A 19,217-nucleotide genomic window follows, 5' to 3' on the forward strand; every position below is an offset into this window, starting at 1 on the left:
GCGGGTTGGGCCACCCCCGGTGGGGCGAACGCACGGTCCTTACCGGTTCCACGCGATTTCGGACATCCACGAGATCAGGAGTGCTCCGCCACCCAGGCGGCGATCTGCGCGCGGGAGGTGAACCCCAGTTTGACCAGGATGTGCTCGACGTGGCCCTGCGCGGTGCGCTGGGAGATCACCAGGCGAGAGGCGATCGCCCGGTTCGTCAGGCCCTCCGCGACGAGTTCGGCGACCTGCCGTTCTCGTTTCGTCAGCACCTGCGGGGCGGTCTCGCCGGCCGGGGACGGTTCGTCGAGCGCGAGGCGTACGGCGGAGTCGAGGCTCAGGGCTTCCCCTTCGTGGCGGGCCCGGTCGAAGGCGCGCGGGCCGAGCGCCTCGCGGCTGCCGCGCATGCAGTCGGAGCGGTAGGTGAGCAGGTCGCGGACCATGAGGGTCGCGGTGCCGGCGAGGCGGCCCAGTTTGTCGGCCGCGCCCATGAGGACGGCGGCGCGGCGCGGTTCGTTCCGGTCGGCGGCGATCCAGGCCAGGATCTCCAGGCAGCCCGCGGCCACCAGCGGCTCGGTGATCAGGGCGGACAGCCGGACGCCCTCCTCCAGGAGGCGCTTGGCGCGGTCGACGTCGCCGGCTCGCCAGACGGCGAAGCCCGCCGCGAACAAGGTCCAGGACCGGTAGATCGATTCGCCGGCGGTCGACGTCATGGCGAGCGTCTTCTCGTGGCAGGCGACGGCCCGGGTGATGTCACCGCCGAGGGCATAGGCCCAGCCCAGGGACAGTTGGGCGTCGAACTGCATGCCGAGTTCGCCGCACGCCTCGTACTTGCTGATCGCGTCGGTCAACAGGGCGGCCGCGTCGGACTCGCCGACATTGCCGCGGGCCAGCGCCGCATTGGCGTCGACGTGGTCGACCAGGGCCGCGACCAGCGGGTCCGGAGTCTGCTCGGCGAGGACGCGGAGCTCGTCGAATCGCTTGTTCGCGGTCGCCAGGTCGCCGGTCAAACCCACGAGAGTGCCCGCGGCGAACAGTGCCCGGGCGCGATCGGTGGTACTGCCGCCGGGGTGGCTGAGCACCCGCTCGTACCAGCGGCAGCCCTCGTGGAGCCGCCCGCGCAGACCCCAGAACAGGTACATGCCGGTGACCATCCCGAGGCCACCCTCAACGGTCTCGGACAGGTTGTACTCCAAGGCTTTTCGAAGATTCGGCAGTTCCCGTTCGAGGCGGGCGACCCAGTCGAGCTGACGCGGGCCGATGATCTCGGCGTTCGCCTCCCGGACCAGCCCCTCACACCAGTCCCGGTGGCGCCGATGCAGATCCGGGTACAGGCCGGACTCCTCGGCCTGCTCCCGGCCGAATTCCTGCACAGTCTCGAGCATCCGGAAGCGCACCGACCCATCGGTTTCCTGCCGGACCAGGATGGACTTGTCGACCAGCGCGGACAGGGTGTCGAGGACCTGGTATTCGGGCAGGTGACCGGCGCACACCTGCTCGACCGCGTCGAGTTCGAAGCCGCCGGTGAACACCGACAGGCAGGCCCACAACCTCTTCTCGTCGGGGGTGCACAGGTCGTAGCTCCAGTTGATGGAGTATCGCAGGGTCTGCTGCCGTTTCGGGGTGCCCCGGCCGCCACGGGACAGCAGGGCGTACCGGTCGCTCAGACGAGTGCGGATCTGCTCGACCGACATGGTGCGCAGGCGCGCGGCGGCCAGCTCGATCGCCAGCGGCAGGCCGTCGAGGCGGGCGCAGATCTGGGCGATCGCGGGCTGATTCGCGTCGGTCATCTCGAAGCCCGGCAGGGCCGCGGCAGCGCGTTCGACGAACAGCGCCACGGCGTGCGAATGCGCCGACGCGCGTTCCTTGCTCGACTCGGGAACGGTCAGCGGCGGAAGCGGATACACGGCTTCGCCGCCGATGCCGAGGGCCTCGCGGCTGGTGGCCAGGATTCGCACATTCGGGCAGACCCGCAGCAGTGCCTCCGACAGCTTGGCGGCCGCGTCGATCACGTGCTCGCAATCGTCGAGGACCAGCAGCAGATCGTGCGGGGCCAGCGCCTCCACCAGGGTGTCGAGCACGGATATGACGCCCTGGCTTCGGATTCCGAGGGCGGCGGCCACCACATCGGGCAGCAGGGCGTCGTCGTGCAGCTCGCCCAGTTCGACGAGCCACGCGCCGTTCGGGAACCGCTGCCGGGCCTTGTGCGCGACTCGCAGTGCGAGCCTGGACTTTCCGACCCCGCCGATCCCGGTCAGGGTCACCAGTCGGGACCCGGCCAGCAGGTTGACGACCTCGGACAGCTGGGTTCGGCGATCGACGAAGCTGGTCAGTTCGAGCGGCAGATTGCCGGTCCCGTCGTGCAAGCCGTCACTGTGCAGCCGCGGAACTCCGTGCGATGCGATCATTTCCGATCCTGTGAGCGATTCGGATTCAGCGCCCGGTTCGTCTCGCACCGCCATCTCGTCGACCGGGAAGCCGCGTTCGATCTGGATCCGACGCAGCTGGTCACCCAGGGAGGCCGCGGTCGGACGGTCGCGCGGGTCGCGGGACATGGCCGCTTCGATCACCGCGCGGACATCCCAGGGGATCTCGATCTCGCAGAGTTCGGGATTCGCCGGGGTGGCGATCCGCACGCGCTGAGTCCCTTCCTCATGGTCTGGCTGCTCGACGGTGACACGGCGGGTGAGCGCGCAGAGCAGGGTGGCTCCCAGCCCGTAGACGTCCGAGCCACGGCTGGGGGCCTGCCCGTCGAGCACCTCGGGCGCGGTGACGGCTTCCGAGCTGACGACGTCCGCGATGCCGAAGTCGGTCAGCACGGGCTCGTCGTAGTCGGTGAGCAGGATGTTCGCGGGCCGGATATCGCGGTGGACGACCCCGGCGCGATGCGCGGATTCGAGCGCCCCCGCGATCCGCACCCCGATGTGCAAGGCGTCGGGCAGCGACAGCGGGCCGTCGGCGTCGAGCCGTTCACCCAGCGAGCCCCGGGAGAAATACGGCATGACCAGGTAGGGACGGCCGCTACCGGTCTCGCCGACCTCGAGCATGCTGACGATGTTCGGATGCCCGGTGAGGCGTCCCAGCGCGCGCTGCTCGCGGAAGAGCCGTTCCCGATCCTCGTCGAGGTCACCGGTGAGAACCTTCACCGCCACATCCCGTTCCGCGGCGACCTGGGTGCAGCGGTAGACGATTCCGAGTCCGCCGCGCCCGATCTCGTGCGCGCCTTGGAATCCGGCAGCACTCAGCTCCGTGACGACGTCGGAACCGGCATCACGCTGCGCTTCGAATGGATCGGATTGGACCATCGGTAACTCGCAAATCGCCGGCAGCGGGCACCAGCCAGCTTATCTCCCCCCACACGTGCGCGGCGGAAATAGGTATATGCCCGGCAGAACGACCGTCGTGCGCAGGTATCCCCCCGACCGACGCTGGTTTCACCGCCGAGCGACCGCACGGCATCGAAAACCCTCAGGAGAACCACCATGGCTACCGGACACCGCTCCCCCTCCCGGACCGCCCGCCGTCTCGCCGCTTGCGCCCTGGCCGCCGCCTCGCTGTCGATCGTGGCAACCGCCCAGGCCTCGGCACTCGTCCCGGACGCTCCGGCGCGGACCCTGCCCGCAGCCGTGAACCTCTCGGCCACGAAGATCGCGCCGACCGCCGCCTCGAACGACCTCGACGGCTGGATCCGTGAAGCCATGGGCGTCATGGCCGCCCACGGCATTCCCGGCAGCTACGAGGGCATCCACCGCAATATCATGCGCGAATCCGGCGGCGACCCCGGCGCCATCAACCTCTGGGACTCCAACGCCGCGGCGGGCATCCCGTCCAAGGGCCTGCTCCAGGTGATCGACCCGACCTTCCAGGCGTACCACGTCGACGGCACCTCCTGGGACATCTGGGATCCGGTCGCCAACATCGCCGCGGCCTGCAACTACGCCGCGGCCCGCTACGGCTCGATGGACAACGTCAACTCGGCGTACTGACCACTCGATGCGCTCCACCGCTCGGGCGGTGATCCACTTCTCGGATCACCAGCCCGGCCGGAGCATTCGGGGATGCGCGTACGGTCAACGAGACCGGTGTGACGGGAACGGTCGAGGAGATGGTCGCCTATGCGGCGACCGGGGGCTTCACCTGGATGTCCGGTAACTGCTCCAAAGTCGCCCCGGAAACCCGCGGCCGAATCATGATGGGACACATCACGTTCGCAGTCAGTAGCCACCCGAGCCGCTCTCTGAACCCACCCCTGGACCACCTCACTGGAGACGCCGGAGCCGGACGCGCAGGTGGATCCGGCATTGGACGAACCGGAGTGCTGGATCACACCGACCACTCCGCTTTGTCGACTGTGTCGTTACTCTCTTTGCGGCAGATTAACTGCGACATCACAGGTCACGCGCAGGGAGTTGAGCAGATGCATCTCGGAGCCGTCGGCATGCTGGACGAGGATCGGACGGAGGCCGCCCCCCGCCTCCACTTCGATCCCGATTCGCTGCCGCCCCGCGCGAGGCTGACCTGGCCCGGTGCCCCGGCGTCACTGACCGAGCTGATCGAGATCTTCTCGGCCCTGGGCCTGCACGTCACCGCCCACGAGGTGAGCGTCGAGGGGCTGTGCACCGAGCATCGATTCACCTTCCGGCCCACAGCCTTCGGGCTGAGCGAGCCGACGGCCGGGCTGCTCGCGGAGGCGTTCACCGCCGCCACCGCGGGCGCACTCGAGATCGACGGTTTCACCGGTCTGATCGCCACCGCGGGCCTGGCCTGGCAGGACGCGATCCTGGTGCGGGCCGCCTGCCGGTATCTGCGGCAGGCCGGGCTGCGCATGAGTGAACCCCGGATCGCCGAAATCCTCACCGCCCATCCGGATTTCGCGCGTGCGTTCGTCGCGCTGTTCCACGCGCGCTTCGATCCCGGACACCCGGATCGCGCCGCCGCGGTGGCTGCCGCCGACGTCGAGGCGAGGCACCGCCTGGAGTCGGCCACCACCCTGCCCGAGGATCAGCTGCTGCGCGGGCTGTACACCTTCTGCACCGCGGTCGTGCGCACCAATTGGTTCCAGCCGGAGCGGGCGGTCGCCGCGTTCAAGATAGATCCCGCCCGATTGTCGCTGTCCACGCCGATCACGCCCTATCGCGAGATCTTCGTGCATTCCACCCGGGTCGAGGGCAGTCACGTGCGCGGCGGCGTGATCGCGCGCGGCGGCCTGCGCTGGTCCGATCGCGTCGACGACTTCCGCACCGAGGTGCTGGGCCTGATGAAGACCCAGACGGTGAAGAACTCGGTGATCGTGCCGATGGGTGCCAAGGGCGCGTTCGTCGTGCGCGGCGGCCGCACCGATCCGGCCTCGGCGGAATACGCGTACGCGGCCTTCATCGGCGGCCTGCTCGACGTCACCGACAATGTCGTGGACGGCGTCATCACCACCCCCGCGCACACCGTCGTCTACGACGACCCGGATTCGTACCTGGTGGTGGCCGCCGACAAGGGCACCGCCCGCTTCTCGGATCTGGCCAATTCCATTGCGGTGGCCCGCGGTTTCTGGCTCGGCGACGCCTTCGCCTCGGGCGGCTCGACCGGCTACGACCACAAGGCGCTGGGCATCACCGCGCGCGGCGCGTGGCGGTCGATTCGCCAGCACTTCGCCGAACTCGGCATCGATCCCGACACCGAGCCCTTCACGGTCACCGGAATCGGCGACATGTCGGGCGACGTCTTCGGCAACGGCATGCTCGAGACCGACCGCATCCGCCTGGTGGCCGCCTTCGACCACCGGCACATCTTCCTGGACCCCGACCCGGATCCGGTGCTCTCGCATCAGGAACGCACCCGGCTGGCCGGATTGGAGCGCAGCAGCTGGGCCGACTACGACCCGGTGCTGATCTCCGCGGGCGGCGGCGTGTGGCCGCGCACCGCGAAATCGGTGCCGCTCGCACCCGAGGTACGCGCGCGGCTGGGCGTCACCGCCACCGAACTGCCCGCACCCGAACTGATCCGGGCCATGCTCGGCGCGGAGGTGGACCTGCTGTTCAACGGCGGCATCGGCACCTACGTGCGGGCCCGGGACGAACAGGACGCCGACGTGGCCGACCCGTCCAACGACGAGGTGCGGGTCACCGCGGATCGACTGCGCTGCCGGGTCATCGGCGAAGGCGGCAATCTGGGCCTCACCCAGCAGGCCCGCATCGAATTCGCCGTCGCCGGCGGCAAGGTCAACGCCGACTTCATCGACAACGCCGCCGGCGTGGCCACCTCCGACCGCGAGGTGAACCTCAAGATCGCATTGGATTCCGCGGTGGCCGCGGGACTGTCGACGATCGACGAACGCAATCGGCTGCTGACGGCGGAGGCCGACGCCGTGGCCCGCGCCGTGCTCGCCGACTGCGATCGACAGGCCCTGGCCATCAGCCTCGCCGAGACGCACGCCCCCTTCCTCATCGACCGGCACGGCCGCCTGATCGAGAACCTCGAGCACGCGACCGAACTCGACCGCGCCGCCGAATTCCTGCCCACCCCGGCCGATCTCGCGGCGCGCCGCCGCGCGGGCAAAGGCCTGGTGCGCCCGGAGATCGCGGTGCTGCTGGCCACCGCCAAAAACCTGGTCCGCGAGGAACTGCTGGCCTCGGACGCGCCGACCGACCCGGTGGTGACCGGCGCGCTGGCGAACTACTTCCCCGACCGCATCCGGGACCTGCTGGGCGAGCGGCTGCTGAGCGAGCATCCGGTGGCCCGCGAGATCATCGCGGTGGCCGCGGCCAACCAGGTGATCAACCGGGTCGGCCCCGGCATGATCCACCGGCTCGAGGAGCGGCTGGCCGCGGGCACCCCGCAGATCGTGCTGGCCTGCGCCGTCGTCGACGCCGTCCTGGACGTGGACCGGTGGTGGCGGGAGGCGCTGGCGCTGCCGGGCGTCTCCCCGCAGAGTCGGATGGGCATCCTCAAGGGCATTCAGGACGCGGTGGAACAGGCCACCGCCTGGCTGCTCACCCATCGCAGCGCGGCCACCTGGTCCGACGAGATCGACTGCCATGCAACGGTTGTCGCCGAACTGATGACGGTCCTGCCGCGCCCCGGCGGCCACCCCGGGCGGGATCTGGCCAACCTGCGCCTGCTCGCCCAGGCCCTGCCGCTGAGCGCGACCGCCCGCCGCACCGGGCTGCCGGTCGCGCTGGTCAGCCAGACCTACCGCGAGCTCGGCGACCTGATCGGCCTGGACTGGCTGGCCATGACCTTCGCCGCCACCCGCACCTCCGACCACTGGGAGACGCTGGCCGCCGCGGTGCTGGCCGATGAACTCCAAGCCCGCTGGCACGCGCTGGCGGCGGCGGTCCTGTCCTCGGCCTCCCCCGCCGATTCGGCCCGCGACCACATCGCCGCCTGGAAGTCCACGCCGTCCGCGCTGCGGCTGGTGGAGTTGGTCGCGCGCCTGCGCCGTTCCGGCACAGTCGATCTCGCCCGGCTCTGCGTCGTCAACGCCGAACTGGCGACCGCCGCCCTCGGCAAAGAGTAGCCACTGAGCCACCGCGAGCGCCGTCGATCGAATCGGGATCGAACGGCGCTCGCGGCGCTGCGGGGCCAGGCACGCACCGCCCCGTGCCCCGAGCCGATCAGCGGCGGGCCACGACAGCCAACAGCAGTTCGGCGCGGACCAGCGCCTGATCGAGCTTGCAGCCCAGGATCGATTCGATCCTGGCCACGCGGCTGCGCAGGGTGTGGCGGTGCACGCCGAGCGCGGTGGCGGCGGTCTCCCACTGGCCGTGGGCCTCGAGGTAGGCGCGCAGCGAGCCGATGAGATCGGTGCCGTGCCGGTCGTCGTAGTCGATCAGCGGCTGCAGCATGGCCTCCGACACCGCGCTCAGCACCCGCTGGGCCTCCGGAAAGGCCAGCAGCGCATGGCCCGCCAGCGCCGCCAGCTCCAGCGGGCGGGCCCCGGGCGCCGCCGCCGAAGCGGCCAGCTCGGCATTGTCCACGGCGGCGCTGAAGCGGCGCAGCGGATGCGGGGAGCTCAGGCCCGCGCGCACGGTGGCGCGCGCGTCGGCGGGCAGATCGGCCAGGAGTTGCTCGGCGACCTCGTCGGTGTCGGAGCCGCGGAGCAGGACCGCGGCGTGGTCACCCATGACGTGCGCGAACAGCTGCCGGTTGAGCAGGCGCAGCCGCGCGTCGATCGCGTCGAGGGCGGCCGCCGCGGCCTCGGGCCCGGGGCACCACAACACGAGGGCGCGGATTCTGCCGGTCCGGTCGGCGGCCGCTGTCAGGTGCTGCCACATGCTGTCGGGGTCGCCGGGCTGTTGCAGCAGCATGGCGATGGCCTGAGAGTTCAAGTGGTTCTGGGCGATTCGCAACCGGGCGGGCTTCTCGAAGTCGAGGGCGAGCAGCGAGCTGGCATGACCGAGCAGCACCTGATCGACCGGACCGAGCGCGGTGGCGGTGACCACCGCGAGGTGCCCGTGCACGGTCTGCCCGGCGCTGATGGCCTGCAGCACGATGTACTGCCCCGACGACACCTGGATGACGCCGCTGCCCGCGCTCTCCCCGTGCGCCGCGATGAACTCCCCGATGCGGTCGAGGGTCTCCGCGGCGGGTGAGCGCGGATGCGCCTCGGTCACGGCGCTGTCGGCGCCGACCACGAGCACCGTCGCCGACAACGCCACCGACAGCTCCTTGATGACCGCGCGCACGCCCTGCACCGCCGCCCGCGTCATGCGCGGCTGCGCCCGCGAGGCGCGCAGCACCTTCTCGTACTCCTGCTCGGCGAGCCGCTGCATGACCTTCTTGGTGATGGCCGCGAACGGGGTCGGCAACGGCACCTCGAACAGCGGCAGCCCGAGCCGGTCGGCGGCCTCGACCAGATCCGCGGGCACCGTCTCGTGGGAGAGTCCGATGCCGAATCCGACGCCCGCGACGCCGGCCGCGCCGAGGTCCTCGAGGTACCGTGACCGGTCGGCGCGACTGAGCGGCAAACCCATGCCCGTGGTCAGCACCAGCTCGCCCCCGGACAGCCATTGCTGGGGTTCGGTCAGCTCCGAGGTCAGGACGAGGGTGATGACCCGTCCGAGCCCGCTCGCGCCGCCCTTGAGCACCAGGCCCAGCTCGGGTTGGGACAGGACCCATCGGACAGGTATTCCCGCGTTCACAGCGCTCCCATAGCAATCTGGACGATCTGTCGAAACCGAATTCTTCTCCCACGCCGATCTGGCAGGTGACGCAGGGGTGTGTTGCGCAGCACACTAACTGGCAACCCCACAGAACGCACTTTCGAACGAGATCGGGCACACACATGACGAATGAGCTGCTCCGCAACTACATCGATGGCCGGCTGGTGGCCGCCACCACGTCGGAGTCGTTCGAACTGATCAGCCCCGTGGACGAAGCGGTGACCGGCCACAGCCCGATCTCCGGCCGGGCCGATGTCGATGCCGCCGTCGCCGCCGCCACCCGCGCTCTCCCCGCTTGGAAGGCGACCACCCCGAGTCAGCGGCAGGCCGCGCTGCTGAAGCTGGCCGACGCCATCGAGGCCAACTCCGACGCGCTCGTCGAGGCGCAGTGCCGCGAGACCGGCCAGCCCAAACATCTGGTCGCCTCCGAGGAGGTCGCCGCCGGCGCCGATCATCTGCGCTTCTTCGCGGGCGCCGCGCGCATGCTGGAGGGCAAGTCCGCCGGCGAGTACATGTCCGGCTTCACCTCGTATGTGCGCCGGGAGCCGATCGGCGTGATCGGCCAGGTGACCCCGTGGAACTACCCGCTGATGATGGCCATCTGGAAGATCGGCCCGGCGCTGGCGACCGGGAACACGGTGGTGCTCAAGCCCAGCGACACCACTCCGGGCAGCACCCTGCTGCTGGCCGAGCTGTCGCACGGCATCCTGCCCGACGGCGTGCTCAATGTGGTGCTGGGCACCGCGAGCACCGGCGCGACCCTGGTGAGCCACCCCGACCTGGACATGGTGGCGATCACCGGTTCGGTGCGGGCGGGCATCGCGGTGGCCGAGGCCGCCGCCGCGCAGGTCAAGCGCGCGCACCTGGAACTCGGCGGCAACGCGCCGGTGGTGATCTTCGGCGACGCCGATCTGGCGTTGGCCGCCGACCGCATCGGTGACGCGGCCTTCTTCAATGCCGGTCAGGACTGCACCGCCGCCACCCGGGTGCTGGTGCACGAGTCGGTGCACGACGACTTCGTCGAGGCGCTGGTGAAGAAGGCGCGGACGGTGAAGCCGGGCCTGCCCGACGACCCCGAGGCCGCCTACGGCCCGCTCAACAACATCCGGCACTTCGAGTCGGTCGTCGGCAAGATCGCGGAGCTGCCCGCGCACGCCACCGTCGTCACCGGCGGTGAGCGGATCGGCGAGCACGGCTTCTACCTCGCCCCGACCGTCATCACCGGTGTGCGCCAGGACGATCCGATCGTGCAGGAGGAGATCTTCGGCCCGGTCATCACCGTGCAGACCTTCGCCGACGAGGCCGCGGCCGTACAACTGGCCAACGACGTCGCCTACGGCCTGGCCTCGAGCGTCTGGACCCGCGATCACGGTGTGGTGCAGCGTGTTTCGGCAGCCCTGGACTTCGGTGCGGTGTGGGTCAACTGCCATATCCCGCTGGTGGCGGAGATGCCGCACGGCGGGTTCAAGCGCTCCGGCTACGGCAAGGACCTCTCCGCTTACGGCGTGGAGGACTACACCCGCGTCAAGCACGTGATGAGCGCGCACGACTGAGCGCACCGCCGCTATCCGACCTGTAACCCCTTTCCGCAGAAAGACTTTCGATGACCGAGATCACCTATCGGCTCCCGCAGCAGCGGGTGCTGACCACCGCTCTACCGGGCCCGCGCTCGCAGGAGCTGGCCGCCCGCCGCAAGGCCGCCGTCGCGGCCGGGGTGGGTTCCACCGCGCCGGTGTACGCGGCCGATGCCGACGGCGGCGTCATCGTCGACGTCGACGGCAATTCGCTGATCGACCTCGCCGCCGGTATCGCGGTGACCAATGTCGGCGCGTCGCATCCCCGGGTGGTCGCGGCGGTGCGGGAGCAGGTCGAGCGGTTCACGCACACCTGCTTCATGGTCACCCCCTATGAGGCCTACATCGAGGTGTGTGAGCAGCTTTCGGCGCTCACCCCGGGCGATCACGAGAAGCGCAGCGTCCTGTTCAACTCGGGCGCGGAGGCGGTGGAGAACGCGGTCAAGGTGGCGCGCCTGGCCACCGGCCGGACCGCGGTGGTCGCCTTCGACCACGCCTATCACGGCCGCACCAACCTGACCATGGCGCTCACCGCGAAATCCATGCCGTACAAGTCGCATTTCGGCCCGTTCGCCCCCGAGGTGTACCGGATGCCGATGTCCTACCCGTTCCGCGACGGCGGGCAGGACGGTGTGGCCGCCGCCCGTGAGGCGATCACCCGGATCGAGAAGCAGATCGGCGCGGATTCGGTGGCGGCGATCATCATCGAGCCGCTCCAGGGCGAGGGCGGCTTCATCGTGCCCGCCGCCGGTTTCCTGCCGACGCTGGTGGAGTGGGCGCGCGCCAACGGCGTGGTGTTCATCGCCGACGAGGTGCAGACCGGTTTCGCGCGCACCGGCGAGTGGTTCGCCTGCGATCACGAGGACGTGGTCCCCGACATCATCACCATGGCCAAGGGCATCGCGGGCGGTATGCCGCTCTCGGCCATCACCGGCCGCGCCGAGCTGCTCGACGCCGTGCACGCGGGCGGCCTGGGCGGCACCTACGGCGGCAACCCCGTCGCGTGCGCCGCGGCGCTGGCCGCCATCGAGGCCATTCGCGATCACGATCTGCCCGCCCGCGCCCGCCACATCGGTGAGACGGCATTGACGCGCTTCCACGCACTGGCGCAAGAGGTTCCGGCCGTCGGCGACGTGCGCGGTCGCGGCGCCATGCTGGCCCTCGAGTTCGTCCGCCCCGGCACCACCGAACCCGATGCCGCGCTGACCGCCGCCGTCGCCAAGCGCTGCCTGGAGCAGGGTGTGCTCACCCTGACCTGCGGCACCTACGGCAATGTCATCCGACTGCTGCCGCCGCTGGTGATCAGCGACGAGCTGCTCGACGAGGCGCTGACGGTGCTGTGCACCGCCATCAGCGAGCTCGCGGGCCGATAGAGGGCTGGGAGAACGATGTTGGAATACGACAAAATCAGCGCCCTCGTCCCCACCGGGATGTGGATCGACGGAGTGTCCGTCCCGGCCGCCGGCGGCCGCACCTTCGCGGTCCACGATCCCGCCGGTGGTGAGCTCCTCACCGAGGTGGCCGACGCGAACGGCGAGGACGCCCTGCGCGCCCTCGACTCGGCCAGCCGCACCCAATCCGCTTGGGCCGCAACGTCTCCGCGGGAACGCTCGATAATCCTGCGCCGCGCCTGGGAGATCCTGCTCGAACACACCGAGGACATCGCGCTGCTGATGACCCTGGAAATGGGCAAGACCCTCGCCGAAGCGCGCGGCGAGGTCGCCTACGGCGGCGAATTCCTGCGCTGGTTCAGCGAGGAGGCCGTGCGCGTCGGCGGCCGGTACACCGAATCCCCCGCCGGAACCGGGCGCATCCTGGTCACCCAGCAGCCGGTCGGCCCCTGCCTGGCGATCACGCCGTGGAACTTCCCGCTGGCCATGGGCGCTCGCAAGATCGCCCCGGCGCTGGCCGCGGGCTGCACCGTCATCGTGAAACCGGCCGAGGACACCCCGCTGACCACGCTGGCCCTGGCACGGATCTTCACCGAGGCCGGTCTGCCCGCGGGCGTGCTGTCGGTGCTGCCGGGCAGCGACGCCGCGGCCATCACCGCGCCGCTGCTGGCGGACCCGCGCCTGCGCAAGGTGACCTTCACCGGTTCGACCCGGGTGGGCAAACTGCTGCTGCGCCAGGCCGCCGACAATGTCCTGCGGACCTCGATGGAGCTGGGCGGCAATGCCCCGTTCATCGTGTTCGAGGACGCCGACCTGGACCAGGCGCTGGCCGGGGCGATGGCGGCGAAGATGCGCAATGGCGGCGAGGCGTGCACGGCGGCCAACCGCATCTACGTGCACAACTCGATTCGCGCGGAATTCGCCTCGCGCCTGGCCGAGAAGATCGGCGCGCTGCGCGTCGGCCCCGGGTACGCACCGGGCGTCGACACCGGCCCGCTGATCAACGAGCGGCAGCGCAAATCCGTTGCGGCACTGGTGGACGACGCCGTCGCCGCCGGCGCGGTGGTCCGCACCGGCGGTCAGATCATCGACGGGCCGGGCTGGTTCTTCCAGCCCACCGTGCTCGACGAGGTGCCGCGCGCCGCGCGCATGCACCGCGAGGAGATCTTCGGCCCGGTCGCCGCCGTCTACGGTTTCGACACCGAGGACGAGGTCGTGGCCTTGGCCAATGACACCGAATACGGCTTGGCCGCCTACTTCTACACGCAGGACCTGGATCGCGCGCTGCGCGTGTCCGCCGCGCTCGAGGCCGGCATGGTCGGCGTGAACCGCGGCGTCATCTCCGACCCGGCGGCCCCGTTCGGCGGGGTGAAGCAGTCCGGCCTGGGCAGTGAGGGCGGGTCCGAAGGGATCCACGAGTACCTCGACACCAAATACGTCGCGCTGACCCGCTGACGTCATCCCCCCGGCACCCCGGCCCCTGCGCCGGATCCTGTGCCAACCCGGTCTCCGGCAACGACGCCGCCGATCGGTTCGCCACCGCGGCGCGGTGTGGTCGAGGGCCCCGGCCTTCGACCACGCCACACCCCGTACCAGGAGCTTGAATGCTCGTACAGAACACCTCCGAGACGGCAGAGCCCGCTCAGGACGACACCGCTTTCGGCGGTAAGGGATTGGCCACCGACAAGGTCGGCACCCTGGCCGGCGCGGTGCTGAGTATCGCGTCCATCGCCCCCGCCTACACCACCACGGCCAGCGTCGGCCTGATCGTCGCGGCGGTCGGTCTGAAGATGCCCGCCCTGCTGATCGCCGGGTTCGTGCCGATGTTCCTGGCGGCCTTCGCCTATCGCGAGTTCAGCGCCGAGACACCGGACTGCGGAGCCTCCTTCACCTGGTCGGCGCGTTCGCTCGGTCCCTACGTCGGCTGGATGGCCGGCTGGGGTTCGGTGATCGCGGTGGTCATCGTGCTCGCCAATATCGCCGCGGTGGGAGCGGAATTCCTCTATCTGGTCATCGGCCGGATGACACACTCGGAATACATTGCGGCACTGGGTGATAACAAGCTCATCAATATCGCCACCACGCTCGTCTTCCTGGCCGCGGCCGGATGGGCGGCCAGTCGCGGCATCAGCTCCAGCGAGCGGGTGCAGTACGTGCTCGTCGGATTTCAGCTGACCGTGCTGCTGCTGTTCGCGGGCATCGCCCTCGCCAAGGCCCTCAGCGGCGATACGCCGTCGGGGCTGAGCTTCAGCCTCGACTGGTTCAACCCGCTGACCGGACTCACCCTGGGCGCCTTCGCGATCGGACTGATCGGCTCGGTGTTCATGTACTGGGGCTGGGACACCGCCCTCACCCTGGGCGAGGAGTGCAAGGACCCTCAGCGCACGCCCGGCCGCGCCGGACTGCTGTCGATCCTGACCGTGCTGGGCACCTATCTGCTGCTGGCGGTCGCGCTCATGTGGTACGCCGGGGTCGGCGACACCGGCATCGGCCTGGGCGGGGAGAAGGCCCGCAACAATGTCTTCGGCACGCTCGCCGAACCGGTGATGGGCAGCGCGGGCGAACTGCTGCTGTTCCTGGCCGTCCTGGTCTCCACCATCGCCAGCCTGCAGGCCACCTTCCTGCCCGCCGCGCGTGCCATGCTCGCCATGGGCGCGTTCAAGGCGCTGCCCGAGCGGTTCGCGTCGGTGCACCCGGTGTACCAGGTGCCGCGGTTCGGCGCCGCCGTCGCCGCGGTGGTGGCGGGCGGTCTGTACGCGATCACCGCGCTGCTGTCCGAGCACGTGCTGCTGGACACTATCGCCGCCCTCGGCATCATGATCTGCTGGTACTACGGCATCACCGCGTTCGCCTCGGTCTGGTACTTCCGCAAGCGGTGGTTCGCCTCCGCGCGCGACACCGTGTTCAAGCTCGTGTTCCCACTGCTGGGCGGGGCCATGCTGCTGGTGGTGTTCGCCATCTCGGTCCGCGAGAGCCTGAAGCCCGAAGTCGGCAGCGGCGCTTCGATTCTCGGCATCGGACTGGTGTTCTATCTCGGCTTCGGGATCCTGGCGCTGGGCGCGGTGCTCATGCTGATCCAGCGCTGGCATCAGCCGGACTACTTCCAGGGCAAGACCTTGCCGCGCGCGGTCTCGGGCGATCCGATGCCCGAGCCGGTGGCGCCCCATCTCAGCGGGCATTAGCGCGCCGCACACTTTCGACAATCAGGAGCAGTCATGCACGTCATCACCTGTTTCGAACCGCCCGTTTCACATGCGCGAGTACAGGATCCGGTCCGCCCGCCGCTGCGGGTCGCGCTGGTCCAGCACCGCTGGCAGGCCGACGGCGAGGCCATGCTCGCCGAGCTGAACGAGGGCATCGGACGTGCCGCCGAGCTGGGCGCCAAGGCGGTCTTCCTGCCCGAGGTCACCTTGAGCAAGTACCCGGCCTTCGTGCGCGGCGGCGAGAATCCGGCCGCCGACGCCGAGGACCTGACCACGGGTCCGACCTTCACCTTCGCGGCCAAGGCGGCCATCGAGCACGGCGTGTTCGTACACGCCTCGCTGTACGAGCGCGCCGACGAGGGCGACGGGCTCGGCTTCAACACCGCGATCCTGGTGTCCCCCACCGGCGAACTGGTCGGCCGCACCCGCAAACTGCACATTCCGGTGTCGGCCGGCTACTACGAGGACACCTACTTCCGGGCCGGACCGGCCACCGACGAGGCGTACCAGCCGCACAGCCACCCCGATCTCGGCCCGGCGCGCATCGGCATGCCGACCTGCTGGGACGAGTGGTTCCCCGAGGTCGCCCGCATGTACTCGCTCGCGGGCGCCGACATCATCGTCTACCCGACCGCCATCGGCTCCGAGCCCACCTTCCCGGCCTTCGACACCCAGCCGCTGTGGCAGCACGTGATCGTCGGAAACGGCATCACCGCGGGCACTTTCATGGTGGTGCCCAACCGCTACGGCGACGAAGGCGAGATCACCTTCTACGGTTCCTCCTTCATCTCCGACCCCTACGGCCGGGTGCTGGTGCAGGCCCCGCGCGACGAATCCGCCGTGCTGGTGGCCGATCTGGATCTGGATCAGCGCACCGACTGGCTGACACTGTTCCCGTTCCTGGACACCCGCCGCCCCGATACCTACGCCCGGCTCACCGCGCCGGTCGACACCGAGCACCCCTTCGGGCGGGCCTGATGACCTGGCGTATGCCCGCCGAACACGGGCCGCACCGCCGCACCTGGATGGCGTTCCCGCCCGAGGGTTCGGAGATCACCGCGACCCCCGAGGCGACCGACGAGGCCCGCACCGCCTGGACCGCGGTCGCGCACGCGGTGGCCGAGTTCGAACCGGTGACCATGGTCGTCGATCCGGCCGACGTCGGCGCGGCCCGGCGCACCCTGTCCGCGGCGATAGACATCGTGGTGGCGCCGCTCGACGACGCCTGGATGCGCGATATCGGGCCAACCTTCGTGCACGCCGCCGACGGTTCGGTGGCGGCCGTGAACTGGGTGTTCAACGGCTGGGGCCAACAGGATTGGGCCGCCTGGGACAACGACCGCGAGATCGGCCGGGCGGTCGCGGCGGCGGCCGGGATCCCGGTCGTCGAGTCGGCGCTGGTGAACGAGGGCGGCGGCATCCAGGTCGACGGCGCGGGCACGGTCATCCTCACCGACACCGTGCAGCTGGACCCGTTCCGCAATCCGGGCCTGTCCAAGGCCGAGGTCGAAGCCGAACTGCGGCGCACCATCGGCATCGACACCGCGATCTGGCTGCCGCGCGGGCTGTGGCGCGATTCGCAGCGCTTCGGCACCCGCGGGCACTCCGATATCGTGGCCGCGCTGCCCGCGCCCGGGGTGGTGCTGGTGCACGACCAGCGCGACGGCGAGCATCCCGACCACGCGCTCAGCCTCGAACTGATGAAGCAGTTCGCGAACGAGACGACCTCCGCCGGAAAGCCTTTCACGGCGGTACCGCTGCCCGCGCCGCGCACGCTGCGCGATGCGGAGGGGTTCGTCGACTACAGCTACATCAATCACTACGTCTGCAACGGCGCGGTCATCCTGTGCGGGTTCGACGACCCGAACGACGCCGCGGCCGCGGCTGTACTGGCCGAGGTCTATCCCGGCCGGACCATCGTCACCGTCGACGCGCGGCCGATCTTCGCGCGCGGCGGCGGCATCCACTGCATCACCCAGAACGAACCGCTGCCGGTCCCTGCCGGGCGGTAGCGGCCTCACCCGCACGGATACCGGACCGTCACGCCACTCCGGCGAATGAGGGGCGGCCCGGTGCGCCGAATCGGCGCGGGCATGATCGTGACCGCGCCCACATACTGAAATAGCAACCTCCGGGCTATCCGGAGGTCCCCCGAATTACCGGTTAAGGAGCTCTCGTGGCTGTCATCACTCGTGACGTCGTGATCGTGGGTGCCGGACCCTCCGGCCTCACCGCTGCGGCGGAATTACGGAAGGCCGGCCTGACGGTGGCGGTACTGGAGGCCCGCGATCGGGTCGGCGGCCGCACCTGGACCGGCGACGTCGACGGCGCCATGATCGAGATCGGCGGCCAGTGGCTGTCGCCGCACCACACCGCCGCGCTGGCGCTGGTCCAGGAACTCGGGCTGGAGACCTTCTCCCGCTACCGCGACGGCGAGTCGGTCTACCTGGCCGCCGACGGCACCCGTCAGCAATTCGTCGGCGACGTCTTCCCCGCGGCCCCCGAAACCGCCGCCGAGATCGACCGGCTGATCAAGCTGCTCGACGAACTGGCGGCCGAGGTCGGCGCCGAGGCCCCGTGGACGCATCCGCAAGCGGCGGAACTGGATTCGGTGCCGTTCAGCATCTGGCTCGAACGCCAATCCGACAACGAGTACGCCCGCGAGACGGTGTCGTTCTACGTCGCCGGGGCCATGCTGACCAAACCCGCGCACACCTTCTCCACCCTCCAGGCCCTGCACATGGCCGCCGCGCAGGGCTCCTACACCTCGCTGGCCACCGACACCTTCATGCTCGACAAGCGCGTCATCGGCGGCATGCAGCAGGTGTCGCAGCGTCTGGCCTCCACCCTCGGCGAGGATCTGCACCTGGGTGCGCCGGTGCGCCGGATCCAGTGGTCCGAGGCCGGGGTGACGGCCTTCGCCGACGGTGATCTGGAGGTGCGCGCGAGCCGCCTGGTGCTGGCGGTGCCGCCGAACCTGTACGCGGGCATCAGCTTCGATCCCCCGCTGCCGCGCCGCCGCCATCAGATGTACCAGCACATGTCGTTCGGCTTCGTGGTCAAGGTGCACGCGGTGTACGAGACCCCGTTCTGGCGCGCGAAGGGCTTGTCCGGCACCGGTTTCAGCGATACCGACATGGTCTCGGAGGTGTACGACAACACCAACCACGGCATGGACAACGGCGCCATGGTCGGCTTCATCGCCCACGAACAGGCCGACGCCTACTTCGCCATGGGTCCGGCCGAACGCAAGCGGGCCGCGCTCGACTGCCTGGTGCGCTACCTGGGCCCCGAAGCCGCCGAACCGGTCGTTTTCTACGAATCCGATTGGGGCTCCGAGGAATGGACGCGCGGCGCCTACGGCGTCAGCTTCGACCTCGGCGGCATGACCCGCTACGGCCACGATCACCGGGACCCGATCGGGCCCATGCACTTCGCCTGCTCGGACCTGGCCGGCCACGGCTTCCAGCATGTCGACGGCGCGGTCCGGATGGGCAAGGCGGCGGCCGCCGCCATCGTGGCGCAGCACAGTCTGGTCTGACGCACCGCGATGGGCGATCGAGGGACCGCCGCACTGGGCCGTTGACTGAATTTTCAGTCGACAGGTTGGCCCGGTGTCAAAGGAGTGGTGCGATGCGGCGGCGGCGGCTTCTTCCAGGCGAGTCTGGCGATGACGGGCGGCCTGCTGCCGGCCGCGTGCGACGACATCGGCTCGGACACCAATGACACTCCGCCCAACCGGGTTCCGCACGACGATCGCACGCCGGCGCGCCGCGCTCGACCAGATGGTGCTGGTGGAACTGCAGAGCACGCTCGACGTGCGCATGCACTGCGTCGCGTGGGGTGAATTGCGTTCCGGTGCAATCGCCGCCGAGCTCGCCGCGATCCGATCGGTGTCAGACCCGGCCC

Annotated in this window: 11 protein-coding genes; 9 read left to right on the forward strand and 2 right to left on the reverse strand. The window is 70.0% G+C overall.

All coding sequences use genetic code 11. The features are described from left to right. Positions 1-74 precede the first annotated feature (74 nt). Positions 75-3,290, reverse strand: a complete 3,216-nt coding sequence (locus tag ACFV4K_RS07885; protein ID WP_379272978.1) for a protein kinase — start codon at positions 3,288-3,290, stop codon at positions 75-77. A gap of 177 nt (positions 3,291-3,467) precedes the next feature. Here ACFV4K_RS07885 and ACFV4K_RS07890 point away from each other — a divergent pair, with 177 nt between their 5' ends. Together ACFV4K_RS07890 and ACFV4K_RS07895 are read left to right on the forward strand one after the other, a co-directional pair. After that, entirely contained in the window at positions 3,468-3,971 is a 504-nt protein-coding gene (locus tag ACFV4K_RS07890) for a transglycosylase SLT domain-containing protein (protein WP_379272980.1), read from the forward strand. A gap of 431 nt (positions 3,972-4,402) precedes the next feature. After that, complete coding sequence (locus tag ACFV4K_RS07895; protein ID WP_379272982.1) at positions 4,403-7,495, forward strand: NAD-glutamate dehydrogenase domain-containing protein; 3,093 nt, start codon at positions 4,403-4,405, stop codon at positions 7,493-7,495. A 97-nt stretch (positions 7,496-7,592) separates the two neighbouring features. Here the strand turns inward: ACFV4K_RS07895 and ACFV4K_RS07900 are convergent, their stop codons facing one another. Then, complete coding sequence (locus ACFV4K_RS07900) at positions 7,593-9,119, reverse strand: PucR family transcriptional regulator (protein ID WP_379272983.1); 1,527 nt, start codon at positions 9,117-9,119, stop codon at positions 7,593-7,595. Positions 9,120-9,262: 143 nt separating this feature from the next. On the opposite strand from ACFV4K_RS07900, the gene ACFV4K_RS07905 reads away from it, so the two are divergent. From ACFV4K_RS07905 to ACFV4K_RS07935, 7 genes are all read left to right on the forward strand, one after another. After that, positions 9,263-10,693: an aminobutyraldehyde dehydrogenase gene (locus tag ACFV4K_RS07905; protein ID WP_379272985.1), complete on the forward strand. Its 1,431-nt coding sequence runs from the start codon at positions 9,263-9,265 to the stop codon at positions 10,691-10,693. A gap of 50 nt (positions 10,694-10,743) precedes the next feature. Further along, positions 10,744-12,087: a 4-aminobutyrate--2-oxoglutarate transaminase gene (gabT, locus tag ACFV4K_RS07910; protein ID WP_379272987.1), complete on the forward strand. Its 1,344-nt coding sequence runs from the start codon at positions 10,744-10,746 to the stop codon at positions 12,085-12,087. A 15-nt stretch (positions 12,088-12,102) separates the two neighbouring features. Next, positions 12,103-13,560 (forward strand): NAD-dependent succinate-semialdehyde dehydrogenase, encoded by a 1,458-nt coding sequence (locus ACFV4K_RS07915; RefSeq protein ID WP_379272988.1) that lies wholly within the window; start codon positions 12,103-12,105, stop codon positions 13,558-13,560. 149 nt (positions 13,561-13,709) lie between these two features. Further along, positions 13,710-15,287: an APC family permease gene (locus ACFV4K_RS07920; protein ID WP_379272990.1), complete on the forward strand. Its 1,578-nt coding sequence runs from the start codon at positions 13,710-13,712 to the stop codon at positions 15,285-15,287. Positions 15,288-15,320: 33 nt separating this feature from the next. After that, positions 15,321-16,286 carry a nitrilase-related carbon-nitrogen hydrolase gene (locus tag ACFV4K_RS07925; protein ID WP_379272991.1) on the forward strand — a complete coding sequence of 322 codons (966 nt, stop codon included), beginning with the start codon at positions 15,321-15,323 and terminating at the stop codon, positions 16,284-16,286. Continuing rightward, complete coding sequence (locus ACFV4K_RS07930; RefSeq protein ID WP_379272993.1) at positions 16,286-17,320, forward strand: agmatine/peptidylarginine deiminase; 1,035 nt, start codon at positions 16,286-16,288, stop codon at positions 17,318-17,320. Before ACFV4K_RS07925 ends, ACFV4K_RS07930 begins: the two co-directional genes overlap by 1 nt. A gap of 164 nt (positions 17,321-17,484) precedes the next feature. After that, on the forward strand, positions 17,485-18,849 hold the full coding sequence (locus ACFV4K_RS07935; protein ID WP_379272995.1) for a flavin monoamine oxidase family protein: 1,365 nt from the start codon (positions 17,485-17,487) through the stop codon (positions 18,847-18,849). The last annotated feature ends 368 nt before the right edge of the window (positions 18,850-19,217 follow it).

The sequence above is a fragment of the Nocardia sp. NPDC059764 genome (assembly GCF_042732555.1).
GTDB lineage: Bacteria > Actinomycetota > Actinomycetes > Mycobacteriales > Mycobacteriaceae > Nocardia.